Source organism: Pararhizobium gei, from assembly GCF_029223885.1.
GTDB lineage: Bacteria > Pseudomonadota > Alphaproteobacteria > Rhizobiales > Rhizobiaceae > Pararhizobium > Pararhizobium gei.
The window spans coordinates 1,516,822-1,540,334 of sequence record NZ_CP119409.1; the positions used below are offsets into that span (position 1 = coordinate 1,516,822).

Annotated in this window: 27 protein-coding genes; 19 read left to right on the forward strand and 8 right to left on the reverse strand. The window is 61.0% G+C overall.

The window, feature by feature from the left end; all coding sequences use genetic code 11:
* Nucleotides 1-17 precede the first annotated feature (17 nt).
* The gene (locus PY308_RS07175; protein ID WP_275789606.1) at nucleotides 18-668 is read left to right on the forward strand and encodes a hypothetical protein; all 651 of its coding nucleotides are present in this window, start codon (nucleotides 18-20) and stop codon (nucleotides 666-668) included.
* 160 nt (nucleotides 669-828) lie between these two features.
* On the forward strand, nucleotides 829-1,197 hold the full coding sequence (locus PY308_RS07180) for a hypothetical protein (RefSeq protein ID WP_275789607.1): 369 nt from the start codon (nucleotides 829-831) through the stop codon (nucleotides 1,195-1,197).
* Between the two features lie 128 nt (nucleotides 1,198-1,325).
* Here the strand turns inward: PY308_RS07180 and PY308_RS07185 are convergent, their stop codons facing one another.
* Together PY308_RS07185 and PY308_RS07190 are read right to left on the reverse strand one after the other, a co-directional pair.
* On the reverse strand, nucleotides 1,326-1,757 hold the full coding sequence (locus tag PY308_RS07185) for an OsmC family protein (RefSeq protein WP_275789608.1): 432 nt from the start codon (nucleotides 1,755-1,757) through the stop codon (nucleotides 1,326-1,328).
* A gap of 147 nt (nucleotides 1,758-1,904) precedes the next feature.
* On the reverse strand, nucleotides 1,905-2,813 hold the full coding sequence (locus PY308_RS07190) for a VOC family protein (protein WP_434064243.1): 909 nt from the start codon (nucleotides 2,811-2,813) through the stop codon (nucleotides 1,905-1,907).
* Between the two features lie 292 nt (nucleotides 2,814-3,105).
* Here PY308_RS07190 and PY308_RS07195 point away from each other — a divergent pair, with 292 nt between their 5' ends.
* Entirely contained in the window at nucleotides 3,106-3,528 is a 423-nt protein-coding gene (locus PY308_RS07195) for a universal stress protein (RefSeq protein WP_275789609.1), read from the forward strand.
* A 21-nt stretch (nucleotides 3,529-3,549) separates the two neighbouring features.
* On the opposite strand, the gene PY308_RS07200 is transcribed toward PY308_RS07195, so the two are convergent.
* On the reverse strand, nucleotides 3,550-4,911 hold the full coding sequence (locus tag PY308_RS07200; RefSeq protein ID WP_275789610.1) for a peptidoglycan-binding protein: 1,362 nt from the start codon (nucleotides 4,909-4,911) through the stop codon (nucleotides 3,550-3,552).
* Nucleotides 4,912-5,148: 237 nt separating this feature from the next.
* Between PY308_RS07200 and trhA the strand changes: the two genes are divergently transcribed.
* Nucleotides 5,149-5,844 (forward strand): PAQR family membrane homeostasis protein TrhA, encoded by a 696-nt coding sequence (gene trhA / locus PY308_RS07205; protein WP_434064211.1) that lies wholly within the window; start codon nucleotides 5,149-5,151, stop codon nucleotides 5,842-5,844.
* 204 nt (nucleotides 5,845-6,048) lie between these two features.
* Here the strand turns inward: trhA and msrB are convergent, their stop codons facing one another.
* Nucleotides 6,049-6,456, reverse strand: a complete 408-nt coding sequence (gene msrB / locus PY308_RS07210) for a peptide-methionine (R)-S-oxide reductase MsrB (RefSeq protein ID WP_275789611.1) — start codon at nucleotides 6,454-6,456, stop codon at nucleotides 6,049-6,051.
* Between the two features lie 209 nt (nucleotides 6,457-6,665).
* On the opposite strand from msrB, the gene PY308_RS07215 reads away from it, so the two are divergent.
* The 10 genes from PY308_RS07215 to PY308_RS07260 all read left to right on the forward strand — a co-directional run bounded on the left by PY308_RS07215 (nucleotide 6,666) and on the right by PY308_RS07260 (nucleotide 14,926).
* Entirely contained in the window at nucleotides 6,666-9,029 is a 2,364-nt protein-coding gene (locus PY308_RS07215; RefSeq protein ID WP_275789612.1) for a putative monovalent cation/H+ antiporter subunit A, read from the forward strand.
* Complete coding sequence (locus PY308_RS07220) at nucleotides 9,026-9,445, forward strand: Na(+)/H(+) antiporter subunit B (RefSeq protein WP_275789613.1); 420 nt, start codon at nucleotides 9,026-9,028, stop codon at nucleotides 9,443-9,445. The genes PY308_RS07215 and PY308_RS07220 overlap by 4 nt, the downstream gene beginning before the upstream one ends.
* Nucleotides 9,445-9,822: a Na+/H+ antiporter subunit C gene (locus PY308_RS07225; protein WP_275789614.1), complete on the forward strand. Its 378-nt coding sequence runs from the start codon at nucleotides 9,445-9,447 to the stop codon at nucleotides 9,820-9,822. The genes PY308_RS07220 and PY308_RS07225 overlap by 1 nt, the downstream gene beginning before the upstream one ends.
* Nucleotides 9,823-9,825: 3 nt before the next feature.
* Nucleotides 9,826-11,382: a Na+/H+ antiporter subunit D gene (locus tag PY308_RS07230; protein WP_275789616.1), complete on the forward strand. Its 1,557-nt coding sequence runs from the start codon at nucleotides 9,826-9,828 to the stop codon at nucleotides 11,380-11,382.
* On the forward strand, nucleotides 11,379-11,855 hold the full coding sequence (locus PY308_RS07235; protein ID WP_275789617.1) for a Na+/H+ antiporter subunit E: 477 nt from the start codon (nucleotides 11,379-11,381) through the stop codon (nucleotides 11,853-11,855). Before PY308_RS07230 ends, PY308_RS07235 begins: the two co-directional genes overlap by 4 nt.
* Nucleotides 11,852-12,226, forward strand: a complete 375-nt coding sequence (locus PY308_RS07240) for a cation:proton antiporter (RefSeq protein WP_275789619.1) — start codon at nucleotides 11,852-11,854, stop codon at nucleotides 12,224-12,226. The genes PY308_RS07235 and PY308_RS07240 overlap by 4 nt, the downstream gene beginning before the upstream one ends.
* 14 nt (nucleotides 12,227-12,240) lie before the next feature.
* Nucleotides 12,241-12,600, forward strand: a complete 360-nt coding sequence (mnhG, locus tag PY308_RS07245) for a monovalent cation/H(+) antiporter subunit G (RefSeq protein ID WP_434064244.1) — start codon at nucleotides 12,241-12,243, stop codon at nucleotides 12,598-12,600.
* 380 nt (nucleotides 12,601-12,980) lie between these two features.
* Nucleotides 12,981-13,412, forward strand: coding sequence for a Ros/MucR family transcriptional regulator (locus tag PY308_RS07250; RefSeq protein WP_275789623.1), 432 nt, complete (start codon nucleotides 12,981-12,983; stop codon nucleotides 13,410-13,412).
* 205 nt (nucleotides 13,413-13,617) lie between these two features.
* Nucleotides 13,618-14,097, forward strand: coding sequence for a helix-turn-helix domain-containing protein (locus PY308_RS07255; RefSeq protein WP_275789625.1), 480 nt, complete (start codon nucleotides 13,618-13,620; stop codon nucleotides 14,095-14,097).
* Complete coding sequence (locus tag PY308_RS07260; protein ID WP_275789627.1) at nucleotides 14,090-14,926, forward strand: DUF6456 domain-containing protein; 837 nt, start codon at nucleotides 14,090-14,092, stop codon at nucleotides 14,924-14,926. The genes PY308_RS07255 and PY308_RS07260 overlap by 8 nt, the downstream gene beginning before the upstream one ends.
* On the opposite strand, the gene PY308_RS07265 is transcribed toward PY308_RS07260, so the two are convergent.
* The gene (locus PY308_RS07265; protein ID WP_275791051.1) at nucleotides 14,889-15,314 is read right to left on the reverse strand and encodes a SufE family protein; all 426 of its coding nucleotides are present in this window, start codon (nucleotides 15,312-15,314) and stop codon (nucleotides 14,889-14,891) included. The two genes, PY308_RS07260 and PY308_RS07265, sit on opposite strands and share 38 nt — an antisense overlap.
* 180 nt (nucleotides 15,315-15,494) lie before the next feature.
* Here PY308_RS07265 and PY308_RS07270 point away from each other — a divergent pair, with 180 nt between their 5' ends.
* Both PY308_RS07270 and PY308_RS07275 read left to right on the forward strand, forming a co-directional pair.
* A complete protein-coding gene (locus PY308_RS07270; protein ID WP_275789629.1) occupies nucleotides 15,495-16,178 on the forward strand; it encodes a winged helix-turn-helix transcriptional regulator in 684 nt (227 codons plus the stop codon).
* A gap of 157 nt (nucleotides 16,179-16,335) precedes the next feature.
* Complete coding sequence (locus PY308_RS07275) at nucleotides 16,336-17,190, forward strand: class I SAM-dependent methyltransferase (protein WP_434064212.1); 855 nt, start codon at nucleotides 16,336-16,338, stop codon at nucleotides 17,188-17,190.
* A gap of 70 nt (nucleotides 17,191-17,260) precedes the next feature.
* Here PY308_RS07275 and PY308_RS07280 read toward each other — a convergent pair whose 3' ends face one another.
* Complete coding sequence (locus PY308_RS07280; RefSeq protein WP_275791052.1) at nucleotides 17,261-17,686, reverse strand: DUF5330 domain-containing protein; 426 nt, start codon at nucleotides 17,684-17,686, stop codon at nucleotides 17,261-17,263.
* 573 nt (nucleotides 17,687-18,259) lie between these two features.
* On the opposite strand from PY308_RS07280, the gene PY308_RS07285 reads away from it, so the two are divergent.
* The 3 genes from PY308_RS07285 (at nucleotide 18,260) to PY308_RS07295 (ending at nucleotide 21,246) form a co-directional block, all read left to right on the forward strand.
* Complete coding sequence (locus PY308_RS07285) at nucleotides 18,260-19,831, forward strand: sensor histidine kinase (RefSeq protein ID WP_275791053.1); 1,572 nt, start codon at nucleotides 18,260-18,262, stop codon at nucleotides 19,829-19,831.
* Nucleotides 19,803-20,804, forward strand: coding sequence for a peptidoglycan-binding domain-containing protein (locus PY308_RS07290; protein ID WP_275789632.1), 1,002 nt, complete (start codon nucleotides 19,803-19,805; stop codon nucleotides 20,802-20,804). The genes PY308_RS07285 and PY308_RS07290 overlap by 29 nt, the downstream gene beginning before the upstream one ends.
* 94 nt (nucleotides 20,805-20,898) lie before the next feature.
* The gene (locus PY308_RS07295) at nucleotides 20,899-21,246 is read left to right on the forward strand and encodes a DUF1491 family protein (RefSeq protein ID WP_275789634.1); all 348 of its coding nucleotides are present in this window, start codon (nucleotides 20,899-20,901) and stop codon (nucleotides 21,244-21,246) included.
* A gap of 22 nt (nucleotides 21,247-21,268) precedes the next feature.
* Here the strand turns inward: PY308_RS07295 and PY308_RS07300 are convergent, their stop codons facing one another.
* The gene (locus tag PY308_RS07300) at nucleotides 21,269-22,246 is read right to left on the reverse strand and encodes a DUF2336 domain-containing protein (protein ID WP_275789636.1); all 978 of its coding nucleotides are present in this window, start codon (nucleotides 22,244-22,246) and stop codon (nucleotides 21,269-21,271) included.
* Nucleotides 22,247-22,686: 440 nt separating this feature from the next.
* Nucleotides 22,687-23,502, reverse strand: a complete 816-nt coding sequence (locus tag PY308_RS07305) for an SH3 domain-containing protein (protein WP_275789638.1) — start codon at nucleotides 23,500-23,502, stop codon at nucleotides 22,687-22,689.
* Nucleotides 23,503-23,513 lie beyond the last annotated feature (11 nt).

The window sequence follows — 23,513 nt, forward strand, 5'->3', positions numbered from 1 at the left end:
AGTGTATCGGTGAATCTATGGTAGATAAATTTTTCTTAAAAAAAACGAATGATATAATTCTTGAAAGACAAGAAAGCACCGACGGCGAGTTTATATATGAGGCCGAACAGGCCCTCCTTGGCAGATGGCGCGAAGGAACTGATCTGGAATTCCTGATCGATATGCTGGTATCTGAAATCACGGAAAAAAGACTTAAAGGAATTTCCTTTCTCGGGGAATTGGGGCAGGGTGTCGCAGGATTACATGACGTTATATTCAAGCTTGTGAATGATCCGCTACCGCAAGGTCGCCGGGCATTTGTCGGTTATCTGGTAAATTCACGGCTTTACAACAATGAAATCCGTGAAGGCTTGGCGGCGTGTTTCTTGGATTTCGATCTGAGTGTCAGGGCTGCTACGATAAACTGGGCAATTTTTACGACCGACGATAGATTGGACGGCGTCGCCAAGTTGGTTGAAGCTGGTCACGGTGCGATAGTGTCTGACATTTGGAGAGATTCAGACTTGAAGCGCGGTCTCAGAGGACTGAGTATTGTTCGTAGCGTGCGTAGCGGAAAAAGTATTCAGCTTATAAGAGAAAGTGTATATGAGGAAGATAGCTATATATTTGACTACCTTCAATTTTCTGAGCGTCGGATAAAAGCATACAATCAATTCAGAGAGAGATAAGTTTATTCGCGTCAAAGCGTCTACACGCCGGCTTCGTAGAGAATTCTGGCTTTGATCTGCCCCGCGCCGTGGGCTGAATAATGTGACTTGGTATTCCAAATCTGGAAGATATATTGATATAGATAGTGATGAAACTATCGTTTCATTTGGGCAGTTATAGATGGACAAGGTTCGGTACGAGAAAATCAGCAAAATAATATCGAATCTTTTTGTCGATGTTGACGCGAAAGACATAAAAGAAAATATTTCAGGCGGAAATTTTTCGTATTTTAACGATGTCGCGAAGTTTGAAAATATCGCGGAATTTTCAGATTTTTGGGATGATCTTTATTGGTTCGCAGAAATAAAAGATGAGCCTTCATGTGAAGAGCATCCGTGTATTCATATGTCACATGCTTGTTCAACCGCGGGCGGGAAAATAGTTTCTAAAGTAAACGGATTATACTCGATATCCGATGCGCGGAGTGGCGGGACCGTTATTAGCAATTGCCCTTGGTGTGGAATACATCTTAACACAGAAGCCTTGTAGTTTGGAGTTCCTACAACGGCCTGGCCGGCACGGGAGGGCAGCAATGCTACTATTTCAAAGGACAGAGGGCACCCCCGGGGCGCCCTCTTCTATTTCCGTACCTCGGCCGTCGCTTTAGCGGTGAAAGCTTAACGCAGCAAGACGTTCAAGGTGATCGGAACGGCCGACAGAGCCTTTGACACAGGGCATCCGGCCTTTGCCTTGTTGGCAATCTCCGTAAATGCCGCTTCATCCGTGCCGGGCACGCTTGCGGTCAGGTTGAGTTCGATGGCGGTGATGGAAAAGCCGTCGGAGACTTTTTCAAGCGTGACGACGGCCTTGGTGTCGAGACTGTCGGCCGTCAATCCGGCCTCTCCCAGCATCATCGACAGCGCCATGGTAAAGCAGGCCGCGTGGGAAGCGCCGATCAGTTCCTCGGGGTTCGTGCCGCGCACGCCTTCGAAGCGGGTGTTGAAACCGTAGGGATAGGACGACAGCGCGCCGCTTTCCGTCGAAATCTCGCCCTTGCCGTCCTTCAGGCCGCCGACCCAATGGGCGGAACCGTTTTTCTGAATTTTCATGAAAGTCTCCTCTGTCTGGGTTCACGGGCGGATAACACCCGGAGGGCACGATCTGTTCCGGCTTGATCGAGGACCGGTCGCCAATAGCCGATCCCGCAGCAATGATCTCACGGGTGGGCTTTAGCACCGCGTAACACGATGCTTGGCTCAAGCCGAAAGCTTCAGCCCGATCCCCCAGGGGTCGATCAGCGAGACCGTCTCGCCGTTGCGGGTCACGGGGATTTCCAGTGCATCCAGCCGGGCAATCGCGCTCTGCAGCTTCGCCGTGTCGTTGAAATGCACCGTGTAGTCGGCAAGGCCGGTCATGTTGGCCTGCCGCTTGGCCGCACCGCGCGAGTTCCAGATATTGGCAGCGATATGGTGGTGGTATTTGCCGGATGCAAAGAAGCTGGCGCCGGGATAGGTCGCCATCAGATCGAGGCCGAGCACATCGCGGAAGAAGGCGTCGGCCTCAGGGATATCGGACACCTGCAGGTGGACATGGCCGATCGCAGTGCCGTCCGCCATGCCGTCCCAGCCGCCCTTCGGCGCCTCGTCGTAGAGCGCCTGCAGGTCGAGCCGCAGCGTCGCCATCTTCACCATGCCATTGTCGGCATAGTCCCATTCGGCGCGCGGACGGTCGCGATAGACTTCGATGCCGTTGCCTTCGGGATCGCCGATATAGATGGCTTCGCTGACGAGATGGTCGGAGGCGCCCTGCAGCGGCACGTTGTTATCGGCGACATGGGCGAGCCAGCGGCCAAGCGCCAGGCGGTCGGGAACGAGAAAGGCCGTGTGGAAAAGCCCCGGCGCATTGCGCGGCGCGACCTCCGTGTTGCCCTGCGTGGTCAGCGTCAGGAGCGGCCGTCCGGCAACGCCCAGCACCTCGCCGCTCGCCGTCTTTTCGATCGGCGTCAGCCCCATGACGGACTGATACCAGGAGGAGACCATGGACAGGTCGCGCACCACCAGATGCGCGTGATCCACATAGGCGGGCATGCGGATGGCGTGGCTGTCGGTCTGTTCGGTCATGGCTGGGGTCTCCGCTCCGGCTCGATTGGCGGCAGTGCCTGTCATCAGCGCCGCTGCCGAAAGTTTCAAAAGGGTGCGTCTGTCGAGGCTGTCCATGGCGCGTCCTGTGTTGTCACCGGTCTTCTATCGCCCATGCGCGGAGCCAGCGAAAGCGCGCGGATTGGAGATGTACCGTTCTCTGCGCGTTGACAATCGCCTGCGGCAGTTCGCCGGTTGCAATCGGGCGGCAAGCCTACCTATATCTGAATATGCAGCGATAAGGGGAAGGGCCGGTGCAAACGGCCTCTGACGGATAATCCGTCTCCCTTGTCTCGCGACAACCTTCGAGGACACGGTCATGTACAAGAAAATCATCGTTCCGATTGCCATGGATCAGCTGGAGCACGGCGAAAAGGCGCTGGTGCTTGCCAAAACGCTGCTCGACGCGGGCGGCGAAATCACGCTCCTGAACGTTGTCGAGGATCTCAACGCCTACGCGCAGGGATATATGATCGTTGATTTTCCGCTGGAGATGATCGAAGCCTCGCGCAAGCATGCCACCGAGACGCTGGCAGCGTTGAAAGAGAAGCACGCCATCGCCGGTGCCGTCGAAATCCGCACAGGTGGAGCGGCCGGGGCGATCAATGCCTTGGCAAAGGATCAAGGGGCCGATCTCGTCGTCATCGCCTCGCACCGGCCCGGCCTGATCGATTATTTCATCGGCTCCACGGCAAGCCGCGTCGCAAGCCATTGCCCCTGCACGGTGCTGATCCACCGCTAGACGCGACAAGGACAGGCTGGCTCACCGAACCCCGAAAATCCTGTCGATGGCGGCCTGCGTCTGGGCGCCAAAGCCGCCGTCGATCGGGCCGGAATAGAGCTTCAGCCGTTTGAGGCGCTGCTGCAGCGCCTTGCGGAAGGCGGACGACCAGTTGCCGGAATTGTCGCGCATCTGGTCGCGGCTGAAGGTGGCGCCGGCGCGAAGGGCCTTTTCCATCCATTCCGCCGCTTCCGCCGGGTCAGCCGTCACGGCCTTGCCCTTGTCGTAGAAGTCGGCGAGATTGTTGAAAGCGACGCCGTCGCCGCCCGCCGCGGCACGGCGGTAGAATTCGATGGCCCGGTGAAGGTCGGGCAACGCGCCTTCGCCCGTCTCATAGGCGTAGCCGAGGTTGGTCAGCGCCGTGATATTGCCGGCATCGGATGCCTGCTGGTACAGCGCCATTCCCCGCGACACGTCCTTGGCAACGCCGATTCCGGAATAATACATGTAGCCCAGACCGTTCATCGCATCGGCATTGCCGGCTGCCACCGCTCTTGTGTACCAGTCGAGCGCTTTAGCGGTGTCGACCGGTCCGCCGATGCCGTTCAGATGGAAATGGGCGGCATTGTTCATGCCGACGGCATTACCGGCTTCGGCGCCGCGAATATACCATTGGCGCGCCTGCTCCAGATCGCGCGGCACCGCGCTGCTGGTCTCCAGCAGATAGCCGGCATCGGTCATGGCGCGCGCATTGCCGCCCGCTGCCGCCTTCATGTACCAGTCGAGCGCCACGACATCGTCTTCCGGCACGCCGCGGCCGTAGTCGTAGAAGTAACCGACATTGAACATTCCCCAGGCGCTGTTGCGCAGCGCCGCCTGGCTGTACCAGCGCAGGGCTTCCGCCTGATCCTGATCCACGCCTTCGCCATTGTCATAGGCGTAGCCCATCGCGGCATAGGCTGCGGCATAGCCGCGCCCGGCGGCCTTGCGATAGAGCTCGACGGCGACAGCAAGCTCCTTTTGCTTCTCCCTGGCGCGTGCCGTTTGATAGAGGAAGCGCAGAATGCCGGGCTTTTCCGCAAGCGCTCTTTCGCAGGCGGCCAGCGCCGCTGCTCCATCCATCTTGTCGAGCTCGACAGGTGGAACGGATTTTACCCGCTCCTGGTCCAGCGGGTCGGCGGCCAGCGCGTCGCAGGCATCGACCCCGTTTGCGCTGGCTGAAGGCACGGCGGTCATCGTGCCGATCGAAGAGCCTTGTCTGGTTCCGGCTGCCGGCGGGGCGGCCATCGGCGGAGAAGCATAGCCGCTCGACACGATATCCTGGGCTTGGCCGGCCGGAGGTCCGGCCAATAGTGCGGCACAAAGCGCCCAAGGCAGAATGCGGATATGCCGTGTCGTTTCCATCAACGCTCCCTCGCCATTCTCAATCCTGCTATTCTGGATCAAACGGGCACGCGCGCAAGTCTCCCGGGGAACAGACCGGTGTCATTCAGTTGCAAAGATTGATCTTTGTCGAACTTGTCGCGGTGGTGGAGCTTGTGTCAGACTAACAAGGGCTGGGTCCGACGTTTGCGCTCCGCGCGTGCCGTGAGGAGAAAACATATGCGGCTGCGCAAGGTGACACCAAGGTGACACGATGTCATGGGATGGCAGAACGAGACTGATCGAGAGGGCCTGGTGGAAATAAAGGGAATCAAGTGGAATTATGACCGCTCCGAACTGATCGCCGATGGCGTCGTTCACGGCATCGGTCTCGTCCTCGCGCTGATCGGTGTGACGGCAATGATTTTCTACGCCACGGTCTGGACCACGTCCGGGCAGCTTGTTGCAGCCTCGGTCTATGGTGCCGGTCTGGTCGCGACCCTGTCGATTTCCTTCCTCTACAATCTTTATCCGGTGTCGCAAACGAAATGGTTCCTGCGACGGTTCGACCATTCGTCTATCTTCATCCTGATTGCGGCTACCTATACGCCTTTCCTGCAGCGGGGCTGGGACGATTCCTTCCTGTTCGGTATGCTGATCGGCATATGGACCATCGCCCTGTTCGGCGTGCTGCTCAAATGCCTGTTTCCCGGCCGCTTCGACAGGCTGGCAATCCTGCTTTATCTCGCGATGGGCTGGAGCGGTGTCTTCGCAGCCGGCCCACTTCTGTCGCAGTTGAGCGAAACCACCCTGATCCTGATCGTCGTCGGCGGCGTCATCTATTCGCTCGGCGTGATCTTTCATGTCTGGGAAAGACTGCGGTTCCAGAACGCGATCTGGCACGGTTTCGTGGTCTCCGCCGCGGCGGTGCATTATTCCGCCGTGCTGACATGTCTGGCCAGTGGACCGGCGTGATGCCGAAGCCGTGCCGCTGGCCTGACCTCGCCACAGGGGGAGATTGTTCTTTTGGCTTATACGCTCAAATTCATGTGGTGATCTCCCCCTTGTGGGGGAGAAGTGGTCATCGCCGACGGAGGGGAAGCACGCTCTGATCTTCGGACAATCGATCGGAATGCGGTGGTTCTCGTTTGCGCCGACCACCGTCCCTCCGGCGAAATATCATTCGGCTTCGAAGGTCAGCGCCACGCCGTTCATGCAGTAGCGCAGCCCTGTCGGCGGCGGACCATCGGGGAAGACGTGGCCGAGATGGGCGTCGCAGTCGGCGCAGCGAATTTCGGTACGGCTCATGCCGTACGACGTATCCTGATGGCTGGTGATCGCATCCGCCGAGATCGGCTCGAAAAAGCTTGGCCAGCCTGTGCCGGAATTGAACTTCGCCTGCGAGCGATAGAGCGGCCGGTTGCAGCAGACGCAGTGATAGACGCCCGTCTTGCTCAGGTCGAAATCGGGGCTTGAAAACGCCCGTTCCGTGCCGTGCTGCCGGGTAATGCGGAACTGCTCCGGCGTCAGTTGCGCGCGCCACTCCTCTTCGGACTTAGACACTTTCAACGTGCTGTGATGATCCATCGGGGTCTCCTTTATTTCAAGGGAATATAGGAACGATGTGCCGTCCCGGCAATGCATCGGGCATCCGCTTTATTGGCTTGAAATCAGGGGAGACTATCCGATTTTCCGCCGGAAAACTTGAGTTTGCCGCCGGCATGCCCTATCCCCGAAACCGGGCCTGCAATGTTGCATGCCCCTGAGCATTCCGTCCCGAGAGGAAACGCAGCAGCATGGATCTCGCCGATCTGACATTGGCGGCTCTTGGTCTTCCCTTTCTGGGGGCGATTGCCGCCCCGCTTCTGACGCGCGCTCTCGGGCATCGGGCGGCCTGGCTGCTGGCGCTTGTTCCAGCCGCTGTTTTCCTGCATTTCCTCGGCTTTTCAGGAGAGATTTCCGACGGCGGCGTGGTCACCGGCGGCTATGATTGGGTGCCGTCGCTCGATGTGCGTTTTTCCTGGCTTATCGACGGGCTGTCGCTCACCTTCATCCTGCTGATCTCCGGCATCGGCGCTCTGATCGTGCTCTATGCCGGCGGCTATCTGAAAGGCCATGCGCAGCAAGGCCGCTTCTTTTCGTTTCTGCTGATGTTCATGGGCTCGATGCTCGGGCTCGTTGCCTCCGACAGTTTCCTAATGCTCTTCGTCTTCTGGGAAATGACCTCGATCACCTCCTTCCTGCTGATCGGCTTCGACCATAGCCGCGAGGCGGCGCGGCGTGCGGCGCTGCAGGCGCTGGTGGTGACGGGCGGCGGCGGTCTTTTCCTGCTGGCCGGGCTGATCCTCCTGTGGAACATCTCCGGCGTCGCGGAGATGTCGCTGCTTGCCGGCTTCGGCCCGCAGGTGAAGGCCAGTCCTCTCTATCTGGCGGCGCTCGTTCTCGTGCTCGGCGGCGCCTTCACCAAATCGGCCCAGTTCCCGTTCCATTTTTGGCTGCCGAATGCCATGGAAGCGCCGACCCCGGTGTCTGCCTATCTTCATTCCGCAACCATGGTGAAGGCCGGCGTCTATCTCCTGATGCGGCTTAACCCGGTTCTGGGCGGCACGCCCGAATGGCAGACGATCCTGCCCGTTTTCGGGGCTGCGACGCTTGTGATCGGGGCGCTGCTCGCCGTGCGTCAGACCGACCTGAAGCTGATGCTCGCCTATACCACGCTGTCGTCGCTCGGGCTTCTGGTCTTCCTCACAGGCTTTGGAGCCTCCTATGCGATCGAGGCGGCGGTTCTCTATCTCGTCGCCCATTCGCTGTTCAAGGGTGCGCTCTTCATGGTCGCCGGCATCATCGATCACGAGGCGGGGACCCGCGACATCACCCGGCTGGGCGGCCTGCGAACGGCCATGCCGCTGACCTTTGCCATCGCGCTGGCTGCGGCGGTCTCGATGGGCGGGCTGCCACCCTTCGTCGGCTTTCTCGCGAAAGAGGAGATCTATGCCGCGCTGGCCGCCTTCGATCCGCGATCCCTAGCCTTCGCCATAATCGCCATCGCCGGCAATGCCCTGATGTTCGCCGTCGCCTTTGCCGTTGCCCTCAAACCCTTCCTCGGCGACCGGCTGGAAACGCCGAGGCATGCCCATGAGGCGCCGCTGCTGCTCTGGCTCGGGCCGGCCGCACTGGCGCTGGCCGGGCTTGCCTGCGCCGTCCTTTCCGGCCCGTTCCACGCCTCCGTTTCTTCGCCCATGGCATCCGCGATTGCGGGAGAGACGCGGCAGGTCACGATCTCCCTGGTCCCGCATTTCGGCGTGCCGCTGGTTCTGTCGCTTCTTACGGTCCTGCTCGGCGTCGGAATTTACTTCGGGCTCGCCCGGATCCGGGGCGGCATCGCCCGCGTGCTCACCGGCATCGGCTGGGGGCCGGATCGCGGTTTCGACCAGGCGATGCGCGGCCTTCTCCGCCTGTCCACGGCCGTCACGCGAAGGCTGCAGAACGGCAGGCTCGACAGCTATATGACCGTAACCTTCGCGCTTGTGGCTGCCGTGCTTCTGGTGCCGCTGTTCGCCTATGGCGAAATGCCGCTTGCGCCGGTCTTTCCGGCCGATGTCCCGCTCTACGAAAGCGCCATTATGGCGATCGGGGTTGCCGGTCTCGTCGCCGTGCTTCTGGCCAAGGACCGGCTGACGGCGATCGTGTCGCTCGGCATCCAGGGGTTCGCAGTCGCGATGATCTTCCTGCTTTATGGTGCGCCGGACCTCTCCTTTACCCAGTTCATGATCGAGACGCTGGCCGTGGTCATATTGGCGCTGGTGATGACGCGGCTGAAGCTGTCGCCGTCCGACCACCGTCCGTTGCGCCAGACGCTGCCGGATGCTGCGGTGGCGCTTGCCTGCGGGCTGGGGTTCACGCTGCTGCTGCTCAAGGTGACGCAAGGACCCTTCGACAGCGCGCTCACGGATTTCTTCCTCGCCTATTCCAAAACCATCGCCCATGGCGCCAATGTCGTGAACGTCATCATCGTCGATTTCCGCGGCACCGACACGCTGGGAGAGATCGCCGTGGTCATGGTTGCCGGGCTCGCCATTCTGGCGCTGGTGCGTCTGCGGGCAGGGGTGCTGCGGCCGATGGCCGACAATGATCCGGATGCGGAGGAGCAAGCCAGATGAGGTCGCTGATCCTGCGCACTGCAGCCCCCTCCATCGTCGCGGTGATGCTGCTGTTTTCGATCTTCGTGCTTCTGCGCGGTCACAACGAGCCGGGCGGCGGCTTTATCGGCGGGCTGATCGCCGTGGCTGCCCTATCGATACAGGGCATTGCATTCGGGGTGGAGTCCGTGCGCCGCGCCGTCGTCTTTCATCCGATGGCGATCGCCGGGGCGGGTCTCCTGCTATCGACCTTGTCCGGACTGCTGTCTATGCTCTTCCATGTTCCCTTCATGTCGGGATTGTGGGTCTATCCCGTCGTGCTCGGCGTCGAGGTTCCTCTGTCGAGTGTCATGAGCTTCGATATCGGCGTCTACCTCACCGTCGTCGGTGCCGTCACCTCGGTGGCGCTGACCCTGGAAGAGCGGGGGGAGGACTGATGGAACCGGTATTTGCTTTGTTGACCGGGATATTTTTCACGGTCGCCATCTATCTGCTGCTGTCGAAGATGATCATCCGCATGCTGCTCGGCGTCGCCATCCTCGGCAATGCCGTCAATCTTCTTTTGTTTACCAGCGGCCGCATCCTGCGCGAGGTGCCGCCGGTGATCGGTGCCGGGCTCGATGTGCCGGCCGGGCCGGTCGCCAATCCGCTGCCGCAGGCGCTGATCCTGACGGCAATCGTCATTTCCTTCGCGTTCTTCGCTTTCCTGCTGGTCTTGTCCTGGCGCGCCTATGGCACGTTGAAAACCGACAATACCGATGAGATGCGTGTCGCCGAGCCGGACGACGCGACGCCGCCGCCGATGGGGTACTGACGGATGGCGTCGCCTTCGACTTCCGTTGATCTATCCGCAGCACTGGTTCTCGAGCCGGTCGCAGCCCTCGACTGGCTGGTGATCCTGCCGGTCGCCTGGTGCATTGCCATCGGCGCGATCCTGATGATGATCCGCTCGAAGACCCGGCTGCACGCGCCGATCGCCATTGCGGCCCTGTGCGGTCTCGCGGGGCTCGATGCCGGCTTGCTGTGGCATGTCTCGCAATCGGGACCGGTGACCATGGTCATGGGCCGCTGGCTGCCGCCCTTCGGCATCGCCTTCACGGTCGATCTCACAGGCGCGCTCTTTGCCCTGACGGCGTCCATCGTCGCCATTGCCGCGGCCGTCGCAGCGGCCGGCGAGATCGATGCGAGCGGCCGCCGCTACGGCTTTTACCCCTTTCTCATGCTTTTGATGGCGGGCGTCAGCGGCGCCTTCCTGACCGGCGACATCTTCAACCTCTATGTCTGGTTCGAGGTGCTGCTGATCTCGTCCTTCGGACTTCTTGTCCTGGGCTCGGAACGCCAGCAGATCGACGGCGCGGTCAAATATGGCTTCCTCAATCTCGTCGCCACCACGCTGTTCCTGGTCGCCACCGGCTATCTCTACGGAATTTTCGGCACGCTCAACATGGCCGATATCGCCGCCAAGGCGCCGGCGCTTGCGGGCAGGGCGCCGCTGGTCACGCTGGTGGCGCTCTTCCTGTTCGCCTTTGCCATGAAGGCGGCCGCATTTCCGGTGAATTTCTGGCTGCCCGCCTCCTACCACACGCCGCGCATCGTCGTCTCCGCCCTGTTTGCCGGGTTGCTGACCAAGGTCGGGATCTACGCGCTGATCCGCACCGGCGTCATGCTGTTTCCAGTCCAAAGGCAGGAACTGGGTGCCGTCATGGCACTGGTGGCGATCCTGACCATGCTCAGCGGCGCGCTCGGCGCGCTGGCACAGGCTGATATCCGCCGCATCTTCGGCTATCTCGTCATTTCCGGCATCGGATCCATGCTGGCCGGCATCGCCATCGGCGGGGCTGACGGGATCGGCGGCGTGATCTTCTATGCCCTTCATTCCATGGTGGTGATGACGGCGCTCTATCTCGCGGCGGGTTTTGCCGCGCGCCTTGGCGGCAGTGTCTCTCTTCACGCTCTGGGCGGGCTTTACACGCGCCACGGGCTGTTTGCCGGCCTGTCGTTGGTGCTGTTCTTTTCAGTCTCCGGCCTGCCGCCTTTTTCCGGATTCTGGCCGAAGGTGATGCTGGTGAAGGCGGCGCTCGATAGCGGTGCGGGATGGCTGGCGGGTGCTCTGCTGCTGACCGGCTTCCTGACGATGATCGCCACCGGCCGGCTGTTCCTCCTCGCCTACTGGCGTCCTGCTCCGGCGCAAGCGAGCCCTTTGATGCCCTTGCCATGGACGGACCTGCTGCCCCTGGCGATGCTGACAGCGCTGAGCGTTGTGATCGGGCTCTTTCCGGAGAGCCTGCTCAGTCTCGTGCAAGCTGCCGCGCAAACGCTGATCGCGCCCTCCGCCTATCTGCAATCCGTCTTTCCGGCCGGGAGTGCGCCATGATCCTCATCATACCGGCCGTTTTGCTGACACTTGTCTGGGCCGCCCTGACCGGCAGCGTCACGCCGCACAATCTGGCGCTTGGATTCCTGCTTTCCGCATTGTCGCTGTTCGTGGTGCGCGCCCATATCCCCAAGGTCCGGCATCGTGTCCGCCTGGGCAAGCTTGCCCTGCTTGCCGGCCTGTTCGTCAGGGAGTTGTGGGTTTCGGCCTTCAGGGTCGCCATCCTCGTTCTGCGGCCGGACATGCGGCTGAGGCCGGGCATCTTCGCCTATCCGCTCACCGTGACGCGCGATTTCGAAATCACGCTGCTCGCCAATCTTATCACGCTGACGCCCGGCACGCTTTCTGTCGATGTCTCGCCGGATCGCCGGCTGCTCTATGTCCATGCGCTGGACTGCCGCGACCCGGCGGCCGAGAAACGCGCGATCGCAACCGGCTTCGAGCGCCGCATCAGGGAGGCTTTTCCGCTATGACTGCCGAAGCGATCCTGTCTGCCTCGACCACTTTCGCGCTCGCCACACTTTCGCTGGGCCTGGCCATGACCGTTTTCAGGATCGTTCGCGGCCCGACATTGCCGGATCGGGTGCTGGGGCTCGACATGCTGGTCGCGATCGCCATCGGCTTCGTCGCCGTCATTGCCATTCGCAGCGGCTTCAATCTCTATATCGATATCGCCATTGCCCTCGGCCTGGTGGGCTTTCTCGCCACCGTGGCCTTCGCTCGCTTCATTCTCTCGCGCGGCCTTTTGCCGGAGCGGCCATCCGGTGCGAGCAAACTGAAGACCGGCCCGAAGACCGGTGCCGGCCAGCCGGCACGTGGCAGAAACAGGAGAGCACGCCGATGAGCGAGGGACTGGAGATGGCGCTGGCGATTGCGGTCGGCACGCTGCTGATTGCCGGATCGCTGTTCAGCCTGCTTGCGGCGCTCGGCATCCTGCGCTTTCCCGATCTCTACACCCGCATGCACGCGGCGTCGAAAGCCGGCACGATCGGCTCCGGCCTGCTGCTGCTGGCGGCCGGATTGCATGCGCTCGACATCGCCATCCTGTTGCGCTCGCTCGCAGGCTTCGGCTTCTTTCTGCTGACGGCGCCGATTGCCGCCCATCTGCTCGCCAAGACTGCCCACGATGCCGGTTATAGCATGAGCAGCCTCTCGGTCGTTGATCAGCTACCGGTGCCGAAGCAGGAGCCGGCAGCGGGCAAGCAGGAACAGTCCTGATCCTATTGTCATCTTTGGCGGAACGCATCAATTTCAAAGATCAATAGGCTAGATCTCGCATAAATTATTATTGGACTTTTTCTTGATGAATGTTAATCGAGTAACGTAAACTGCCGAATACATACTTCGTACTGAATTCCAGCATGGGTTGCAGATTTGTTCGTTGCTTTGAAGTTCCGGCATCTTCGGGTGCTTTGGCTGCGTTCGAAAACCCTGGAATGGGAAGTAGTATGGAACGATCACCATAGCGCCGTGGCGGCCACCGGATAACACCGGCAGGCTTCGCCACACACTATGTTTATCGGGCATTTCAAGACTTTGGTTCCGTTCGCGATACCCGTCGCGAAGGGTGTGAAGAATTCCGATAGGAGAAAACAAGAATGACGGACCAACCGCTTGGCTCAGGCCATGACCTTCTCGTTGAATTGACTGCAGAGATCGTCGCTGCCTATGTCGGCAACCATGTCGTACCGGTAAGCGAACTTTCGACCCTGATAGGCGACGTGCACGCAGCTCTGAACAATACCAACAGCCCGGCTCCGGTCGCTGTCGTCATCGAGAAGCCCAAGCCGGCCGTATCGGTGCGCAAGTCCGTTCAGGACGATCAGATCACCTGCCTGGAATGCGGCGGCACCTTCAAGTCGCTGAAGCGCCATCTGATGACCCATCACAGTCTGGCGCCGGATGAATACCGCGACAAGTGGGACTTGCAGCCGGATTACCCGATGGTTGCGCCTGCCTATGCCGAGGCGCGCTCGCGTCTCGCCAAGGAAATGGGTCTTGGCCAGCGCCGCAAGCGCCGCGCCAAGTAAGATCTCAGTCTCGCAGCAACTCGGAACCGGTCTGGCTTTGTCAGGCCGGTTTTTTTATGACAGGTTTGCAGGGTATAGGTAAAAATACCTAATCTAACAGGGGCTCGAAAATTTCAAGAGGCGAAAACTGTTGAAATTTCAAATTTGGCTATCGCTCCCGCTTGGTTATGGTGTATGAATAAATTCCTATTATGAGGAGTGGATCATGCCCTTGCCCAAAACACTGCCGCCGCCGGATCGTGTTTTTCCATTTCACCACCGCAGCTTTGTCAGGCGCCCGGTTCTTGAGCGGAAGTCCGTACCGCGGTCCCTGCCGGCCGTTCCAGGCAAGGACGCGGCGAGCGCGCTGGCCATGCCTGCCGGGGCTATTGCGTGCTGCCGTGCAGTGCGCGAGCTGACGGCGGAGATGGTGATGCTGGTGACCGAGCGCGTCGCTCTGCGTCGCGACCGACGGCGCCTCAATTGCCATGTGCAGCAGATTTCCATGTATGTCTGCCATGTCGTCCTGCAGCTTTCCATGACCGACGTCGCCAACGCCTTCGGGCGCAGCCGGTCGACCGTCGGCCACGCCTGCCAGACGGTCGAGGACCGGCGGGAGGATTCTGCCTATAACGACTTCGTCTCGGCCGTCGAGCGGGTTGTGGCGGTTATGTTTGTTGCGGCCGGGAGGGCGGATCATGCTTGAGGCGGATCGCAAGACGCTGCTGCAGCTTGTTCGCTATATTGCCGGCAAGGGGCCGGCGCGGTTCGAACCGCTCGATAATCTGATGTCGAGGGTGCGGGCCGGGGACCACGAGCGTTCTTTTCCGCGCGCTGCAATTGCAACGGCCTGCGGTCTGGGCGTGATCCTCGCCGATGGTGATGTCTTGCGCGCCAGCGGCGAGGCGCAGGCCTTTCTGCGCCGGGCGCTTCTGGAGCCGGAAGAGGCCTTTCAGGAGCAGCACCGTGTGAGCGAATTGCGCCAGATGCCGATCGACGGCGTGCGGCGGGTCGTGCGGGTCAACGCGACGGAATCGCCGCTCGGTGCCATTGGCCGGCTGAAGGAAAAATCCGGCCAGTCCTTTCTACCGGAGGAAGCGATCGCTGCCGGCGAGCGGCTGCATGCGGACTTTACGCGCGGGCAGTTGCAGCCGCGGATGACCATGAGCTATGAACCGCGGCTTTCCACGAAACCAAAGGGGACCGCTGGTGGAACTGTCGATCTCAGCGACGCGGCGCTTCAGGCGCGTGTCCGCGTGGCAAGGGCGATGGAAGCGGTGGGGCCGGAATTATGTGGCGTCGCACTCGATGTCTGCTGCTTCGAAAAGGGTCTGGAGACCGTAGAGCGGGAACGGCAATGGCCGGCGCGCTCGGCCAAGCTGATGCTGCGCACCGCGCTGATGGCGCTCGCCCGCCATTATGCGCCACCGCAAAAGACAGGCAGGCAAACCCATGCCTGGGGCGCCGAAGGCTACCGCCCGGATGCGGCTGCCATCGTCACGGGGCCGAAAGCTGGCGGGCAGCCTCGTCCTTGATGCGCTTGATCATCGAGCGCAGCCCGTTGGCGCGCTGGGCGGTCAGATATTCGATCAGCCCCATGCGGCCGAACAAATCCAGCGCATCCGTCTCCACGATTGCGGAGGCGGTTTTTCCGGAAAAAATCGACAGGACGATGGCGACCAGGCCGCGCACGATATGCGCGTCCGACTCGCCCTCGAAGGTCAGGACCGGGTCCGCGGATGTGTCCGACACATGGCTCACCAGCCAGACCTGGCTGGCGCAGCCCTGCACCTTGTTCTCGGAGGTACGCAGGGCCTGCGGCATCTCAGGCAGCTTGCGGCCAAGCTCCATCACATAGCTCATCCGGTCCTGCCAATCGTCCAGATAGGAACAATTGTCGATGATTTCGGCAAGCGGCGTGATCGGCGATGTTTTTGTCGGGTCCATGCCGCTGATATAGGCGTGACGGGCGGATATGGGAAGGTGGTCCAGCAGTTCAACCACACAAGACTGCAGGCTCCAAAGTCGATTTTTGTTGCTACAGTTTCTGTACTGGACGGTTCAGATGCGACGCCGCATAATCCCAATCCGGGAGATCGTCCGATGGCGAACGGCGGCTACAATCAATTCTGTCCCGTAGCGAAGGCCTGCGAGCTTCTCGAGCCGCGCTGGACACTTCTGCTCTTGTGCGAAATGTGGTCTGGATCCTCCCGTTTCAACGAAATCCGGCGCGGTGTTCCGGGCATGTCGCCAACCCTGATGTCGAAGCGACTGAAGGAAATGGAAGAGCGTGGTCTGATATCCCGGACAGAAAACAGGGCGACGGGCGACATCAGTTACACGACGACGATCATCGCCAACGAGTTGGAACCGATCGTCCATGCGCTGGGTGAGTGGGCGCATCGCAACGTGGATTCCGAGGTGACATTGGAGAATCTGGATGCGCGCCTGCTGATGTGGAACATGCGTCGGAAAGTCGATTCGGCCGCCTTGCCGAGATCGAAGCGCAGTGTCATCGAATTCACGTATCCGGAACTCTCCAAGGACGTTCAAAGCTATTGGCTGATTGCAAAGCCGGGAACGCCTGTTGATCTTTGCTCGATCGATCCCGGCTACGATGTCGATCTTTTCGTGTCCGCCGATCTGAAGGCGATGACATCAGCCTGGATGGGCTTGTCCAGTTTGAATGCGGAAATAGAGAGGGGCAAGATTTCCCTGTTGGGGGATGCGGCAATCGCGGCTTCGATCGAACAATGGCTGGTGCGCAGTTCCTACGCCCGGTTCTGATCGAGTTTGGCAAACGCCTGCTCCAGAAACTGTACTGGACCCGCTACAGTTTTTACACTGGCTGCAACTGGCAGACCTGACAATAAACGGTTCAAGACCCGCTCCGCCAAGACATCGATACCGGGTGCGGTCGAAGAAAACCACTGAAACAGGGAGAATGACAATGCAACAGGCTTCTTTACATTCAGTGCCTGAGACTTCGCCGTTGACGCCGGATCTGGGCGCAGTCAAGGCGCGCCAGCAAACCGCCTGGGCGTCGGGCGACTACGCCGTCATCGGCACCAGCCTCCAGATCGTCGGCGAGACGCTTTGCGAGGCGGTCGATATCCGCGCAGGTCAACAGGTTCTCGACGTGGCGGCAGGAAATGGAAACGCCACGCTTGCCGCAGCCCGGCGCTGGTGCCGCGTCACATCGACAGACTATGTGCCGGCGCTTCTGGAACGCGGCCGCGTACGTGCCGAAGCAGAAGGGTTGGACGTTACGTTCGAGCCGGCCGATGCCGAAGTGCTGCCCTTTGCCGATGCAACCTTCGATGTCGTCCTGTCGACGTTCGGCGTCATGTTCACGCCCGACCAGGATCGTGCCGCCAACGAGATGCTCAGGGTTTTGAAGCCCGGCGGCAAGATCGGCATGGCCAACTGGACGCCGGCTGGTTTCATCGGCCAGTTGTTCAAAACCATCGGGCAGCATCTGCCACCGCCGGCGGGTGTCAAACCGCCCTCGCTCTGGGGCACGCAGGAGCGGCTTGACGCACTGTTTGCCGGCGGCGGATCGGTCGCGGTGACGCCTCGAACCTTCACATTCCGATACCGGTCACCAGCCCATTGGGTCGAGGTTTTCCGCACATGGTACGGCCCTGTCCATAAGGCCTTCGCAAGTTTGCCGGAACCGCAGCAAGCGCTTCTGGAGACGGATCTGGTGGAGCTGATAGGGCGCTTCAACCGAGCTGACGATGGAACGATGGTGGTGCCGAGCGACTATGCCGAGGTCGTGATCCGCAAATCGCTGTAGCGCGTCGCGGCGATTGCTTTGTTCCGGTGTAAGCCTGGGCCAGCTTTTCAGAGTAGCACCTGCGCGACGCTCAGTGGCTGCCGGCCTTGGGATCGATCCGTTTTTCCGGAACAGGGATGCGGCTGAAGACCGGGGCGGCTTCGGCGGTGGCGGACGTTGCGGTCTCAGCAGCAGCCGGTTCGGCGGCGACCGTGCCCGTCGTCACCGTGTCGCTGGCGGGTGCGAACTGGTCATCGAGGAAAAGATAGGCGATCCTGGCGCCCTCGCGCGCCCGGTGGCCGAGTGCCACGAAGGTTTCGGCGCCCTTGACGCAGACATCGGGCTTTTCGGCGCAGAGCGCGCTGATATAGCCGAACGCTTCGGTCGCAGCCGACATCGTCTCGCCGACATCGACCTTCGGGCCGTTTTCCAGCGTCTGGCTGCTCGAAACATCGAGAAAGGGCAGGAGCACCAGCACCAGCGAAAACCAGAACGTTCCCTTGATCAGAAACCACATCGTCTTGCCCATCCTCATGGTCCGGCGCCGTCTTCCGGTCTGTGCCGGTTCCGTGTCTGGCGTCCTGTCTTTTCACCTTAGGCGGCGACTGAAAATATGCCTTTGCCAAAACCGGTGGCATTTGCACCGTCTTTTCGTAAAATTCGATCGATCGGCATTTGAACGGTATTTTGTTCGTATTTTAATGATCGCCGTTAAGGTCCGTGGCAATGCTTGACGCCGGTTGTCAACAAAGGCAGGGCTTGCCTGCCGGCGGGGCTGCCCCAATCCTTAACGCTGCGCAAAAAAGCGCCTTAAATCCGATGCTTACGCCCCATTAACCACAAAAGACAATGCCGACCGGATTTGTGCCGGAATGGGATTTTCGGGCCTCAACTGCCGGTTTCAGGGCATGTCATTTATCCTTTCATTAAGCCGCGGGTGCGAAATTCGAGGCTCTGCAGACGCTGCTTCGGCCATCCTGACTTCGGGCGAAAAACGGCTGCAGGATATAAGGACGGAACCATGACGGTTCCCGACAAGAACGAGTATACAGGGTAGACCGTGAGCGTATTGCGTAACATTGCTGGCAGGATGGCGTCCCGCGTGGACGATGCCGCGCGCCCCTGGCTGCCCCGCCCCGTGGCGGGCGAGCCCGAACGGGTTCGCGAAATCGCGGTACTCCGGGCCGTTGCTGCCGCCGCTCTGATCGCCTTTCCCTGCCTGCCGCTGCTTCTTTCCGCAGCCCTTCCGGTCTCGCTGGCACTCCCCGTGGGCGCCGCGCTCGTTGCAGCGGCCGCGCTGATGACGGCGGCGGGCGGCATCGCCTATGTCCGGTCCCGCACCGCCGCCGAGCCGGCCATCGGCCTTGTGCCGTCGGTCGATGACGGCAGCCGTCACTATGATTGCTTCGCAGGCCTCGTTACGCTGCATGACATCCGCGGCGCGGTGACATCCGTGTATGGCCGCGACGCCGAAGCCTATCTGGGATGGATGCGCAATCCGCTGGGGCGCGGCTTCATCGACCAGATCCATGTCTCCGACCGCATCCTCTTCCTCCAGGCGATCGACGACCTGCGTCAGGGCAGGGGGCTGGCGACCATAGACCTGCGCTTCGAGCGGCCCAATGCCTTTGCGGAGGGCGAGCAGTTTGTCCATATGCGCTGCGAAATGACGGCACTGGCCGATGACGGAGAGACCCTGTCGTCGATCCTCGTCCAGTCGCACGATGTCTCCGAGGAGGCGCGGCTGCGCAGCGAAGCGGTTCAGAAGACCAGGCTTGCCGAATCCGCCAACGATGCCAAGACCCGCTTCCTGGCGGCGGTCAGCCATGAACTGCGCACGCCGCTGAACGCCATTCTCGGCTTCTCCGACATTCTCTCCGGAGAATATTTCGGCAAGCTGGAAAATGACCGTCAACGGGAATATGTGTCGCTGATCAACCAGTCGGGCGCCCATCTGCTGGCCGTGGTCAACACCATGCTGGACATGAGCAAGATCGAGGCCGGGCGCTACGAACTGATCTCCGAACCGTTTCTGGTGGCCGATGTGGTTCATGCCTGCGAGGCGATGCTGGGCCTGCAGGCCCGTGAGAAGGGCGTGCAACTGACCAGCCGGATCATGCGCAGCGTCGGCGAGGTCAATGCCGATCAGCGGGCAATCCAGCAGATTCTGATCAATCTTGTCGGCAATGCGATCAAGTTCACCGACCGGGGCGGCGTGGTGACTATCGATGCGGAAGTTCAGGGCGGCGACCTCAGGCTGATCGTCAGCGATACCGGCATCGGCATCGCCGAAAACCGTCTTTCGACGCTGGGACAGCCCTTCGTGCAGGTGCAGAACGACTATACCCGCAAATATGAAGGCACCGGCCTCGGCCTGTCTCTCGTCAAGGGACTGGTAGCATTGCATGGAGGCCGGTTCGATATCCAGAGTCGTCCGGGCGAGGGCACGGTGATTACCGTGACCATCGCACTGGATGGCTCCGGAATTGTCGCGGCGGGCCAAGAGGAAGTTGTGGAACAGACAATGGTGGAGTTTCCGCCGCGCCTGAAGGAGCGCACAAAGGCGGTGAACGAGCGGCCGATCACCGATACCGAACAGAGCGGCGACGGCATGAAGACAGGAGGTGCTGGCCATGACGGCTCGCAAGCGAAAACAGCCTGACAGGAAAAAGCCGGCGAAGCAGCGCGGCCCCGGCCTGGCGCTGCGATGCGTTTTTTTCACCGCCCGGCTGGCCTCCCGCCATCCCGGCATCGTCAGTGGTTCGGCGGCGTTTGCAATCGCTTTTTCGTTCGTCGCGGCCAATGCCATGTGGTACCAGCCGGGCGCGCATCCTTCGCCGCTGATGCGCACCCGCATGCCATTCACCCAGCCGCAGGTCAGCGGCGACGAGACGGGGGCGACGCCGCGCAAGGTGACGACCTTCGTCATCCAGCGCGACGAGGTCACGGTCAGGGAAACGGCGGTCTCCGAACCGCAAGACGATCAATTGCCGCAAAAGCAGGTGCGAGAGCCAGAGCTGCCGCAGCAACAGGCACAGCGTGAGGTCGCGCAGCCTGAGCCGGAAGCCGAAACAGCGATTGACGGCGCCGCGGCGTCCGCGCCGGAGCCTGCTGCGGGCACGGCGCTGGTCATGTCCATCCAGAAGGAGCTGGCAAGGCGCGGGCTTTACGACGGACCGGCGGATGGCAAGACCGGCCCGAAAACCTCGGCTGCGATCCTGAAGTTTGAAAAGCAGGCCGGGCGTGGTGTAACCGGAGCCGCTGACGCGGCGCTGCTCGCGGCGCTGAAGAAGCAGCCGTCGAGAACCCGCAATGCTGCCCGTCCCACCGAACGGCCTTACGAGAACGTCAAGGCCGGCAAAGGAGATCTCGATCCCGTGGCCGCGGCCATCCGCAATGCGGAGATCAATCCGGACTATGTTCCGAAAGTCGATATTCCCGCCTCCAGCGAACTGGTCATGAACATCCAGAGGGGCCTCAGCAATCTCGCTTATGCCGATGTCTCGGTCGATGGCGTCGCCGGCGAGCAGACGCGGTCGGCAATCCGGCATTTCGAAAAACACTACCGCCTGCCGCAAACCGGCCAGCCAAGCCCAGCTGTGCTGAAGAAGATGAAGGAAATCGGCGCGCTCTGAGCGTTCTCGGGTGGTACTCGTCAGGTGCTGCGGCGCCGATGGCGGGTGAGACAAAGGATTTGCGCCGGAAACGGGCGAGGTATATCAGCCGGCCATGCGTCTGAAATCCGAAATCGTCGTATCCGCCCTCGTCCGCCGGGTTTTCAGCCAGGGCGGCTATGCGGCCGTGCTGCGCAAGGGCGCGGCGGAGGCCGGTGCAATCTTCATCCGCCAGCGGTCGCGGCTCGGACGGGAAACGCTCTACGCGCCGGCGCCGCAGAATTACGTCACGGATGCGCCGGTCGGGCGATTGTTCGAAATCCGGCTGGACGGCGTGGAAAGCGAGGCCGTCGATCTGGCAATCGCCCGGGAGACCAAATTCGATCCCGATTGCTGGGTGGTCGAAATCGAGGTCGAGGACCGTGCCGATCTGTTCGAGGTCGTTGCCGGCGGTTCGCCCTGACCGCTCATGTCAAACGGATACTCTAGCGTCGGCGCGCAAAGACCGGCTGCTGGGCGGCCGTGTCGGAGCGCCGGTGCTTATCCTCGCGGATCGGGCTCTGCCGCGGATCGGCCATGCGATCCGGTCCCAGGTAGGGGTGATGTCCGGCATCGGTGCGGTCCTCGGTTTCGGCGCGCAGCCAGGACAATACACGATTGCGGCTGTCCTGCAGGTTGGTCGAGGCAAGCAATATCTCGCCGCGCGTCGAACCGCCGAAACGTTCGGCAAGATCAGGATAGAGACGGTTCAGGATAAACAGCATGTCGTCCGACTGCATCGACAGAGCGGTTAGTGCAGTGGCGAGGTGCTGGCCGGAAATATCGAGCAGGATCCGTTCGGCAAGCGCCAGGCTGCATGACAGTGTTGCGGACAGGCCGGCGGCAAACAGATTGGCTTCGCCGGAGCGGGCAAAGCGCACCAGCAGCGCCTCGTGAAGGGGCTCGACCGGCCCGATGCCGACGGCTGGCGCAGCCGGCGTTCCCGCGCGCGCCAAAGTCTTGATATCGCTGCGAAGCTTCTCTTCGCGCTGAAGTTTGGCCGCATTGCTTTCCGGGGAGGGTGTCTCTTCTCTGCGCGTTTGTTGTGGCAGCGCAGTTGCTTTTGCCGGTGCCGCCGTCTGCCGACGCTCGACCAGCGCATCGACGACGGTGACCGAGAGATTGTCGCGGCGGGCTATGGCCGTCGCATGTCCCGGCCCCTGCGACCGAATGATCTGCAGAAGCGTGGCGTCGGTGATCGCCGTCGAGCGCGTGAGAAAGATGGCTGCGGTGGGAAGCGGCGCCATGCCAATGACGAGCGCGACAGACTGAGGGACATGCGGGCACTGCGAAAGCGCTGCGGCGGCCTGGCGGCGGGCTTCGTCGCTGGAGGCGGAAAACAGCGGCTCGAACAATTCGGAAAACTGCCTGAGATCGGAGCGGCGCGGATGACGCAACCCTTCGAACCCGGTGACGGTCGCCATCAGGACCACATCCTTCAGCCGTCCTGTCTGCGGCCTTTCCAACTCACGAAACCGGTCCGCCACGGATACACCCACTCAAACGCAACACGAAACTGTCCCGATTACGCACAGACGGCCAAAGGACCGCCTGCAAGACGAGATACGAAATCATCGCCAGCCCGGTGCCGTCGGCTGAACCGAACAGGCAGGCACATCGCTAAGGCGCTGGAATCTTTACCTTAGAGATATGCATGCAATGCCACCGATCATGGCTGGATGACCGTTTCAGAATAGGGCAACGTGGTTAACATTCCCTTTATGGCAACCTTGGCTATCGAGAAGGATCGGGTTTTACCTGTGGATAATGAAGACGGGAAATAAACATCGCTGCGGCGGTCACACGCAAGAAGCGGATGATGGAAAGACGGGCGGCAAAGGCCGCCCGTCGAAGTAAGGCTTGATCAGTTGCAGCCTGCTTCGCCCGGCATGCAGCCGCGGTCACGGCGGCGTTCGTTCCGATCGCCACGGCTCTGGTTTTCGCCGTTGTCCCGGCGGAACTCTCTCTGGCGGTCCCCGTCGCGGTTGCGCCGTTCGGAGCGGTCGCGGTTGTTGTCGCGATCGAAATCGCGGCGATTGTCGTTGCGATTCATATCGCGATCCCGGTCGCGGCGACCGTCCCGATCATTGCGGAAGTTCTGGTCGTATTCGCGACGACGCTCTATCCGGGCGCGATCCCGGCGGGGACCTTCGATGATGATACCGTCTTCTCGATTGCGCCTGTTGCGGTCGAATTCCTGATAGTCCCGGCGGATGCGGCGGTCGATATTGTTTCGGTTGTTGTCGGTATCACGCCGATAGTAATTGGGGTTTCGACGGTAGCTATCGCGATCGCGGTAAAAGTTGCGGTTGCGATAGTGGCGATCCCAGTAGCGATCGACTTCGAATGTGACCAGAGGCACACCGAGCGCTCCATAATAATCCGGCTCCACATAGACCCGGCGGCTCTGATAATTGGCCTGGACATACCGTCCAGCCACCCAGCCGCGGCCATCGTAGAAGGACACATCACACCACGGGATATCCGCAAGGCAACCGTGAATTTCCACCGGTGTACCCACGGGGATGACTGTGACCGCGGGATAGCCGGTGCTTGGGCCGGAGCGCATGTTGACATTGGCGGTTGCAAATCCCTCGGCCGCCTGTGCCCCGACCGGCAGCAGCAGCGTTGTCAGTCCAAGAAGCAGCGCCTTGAACGCCTGTTTTCCAAATATCGACATTCTGGTTCATC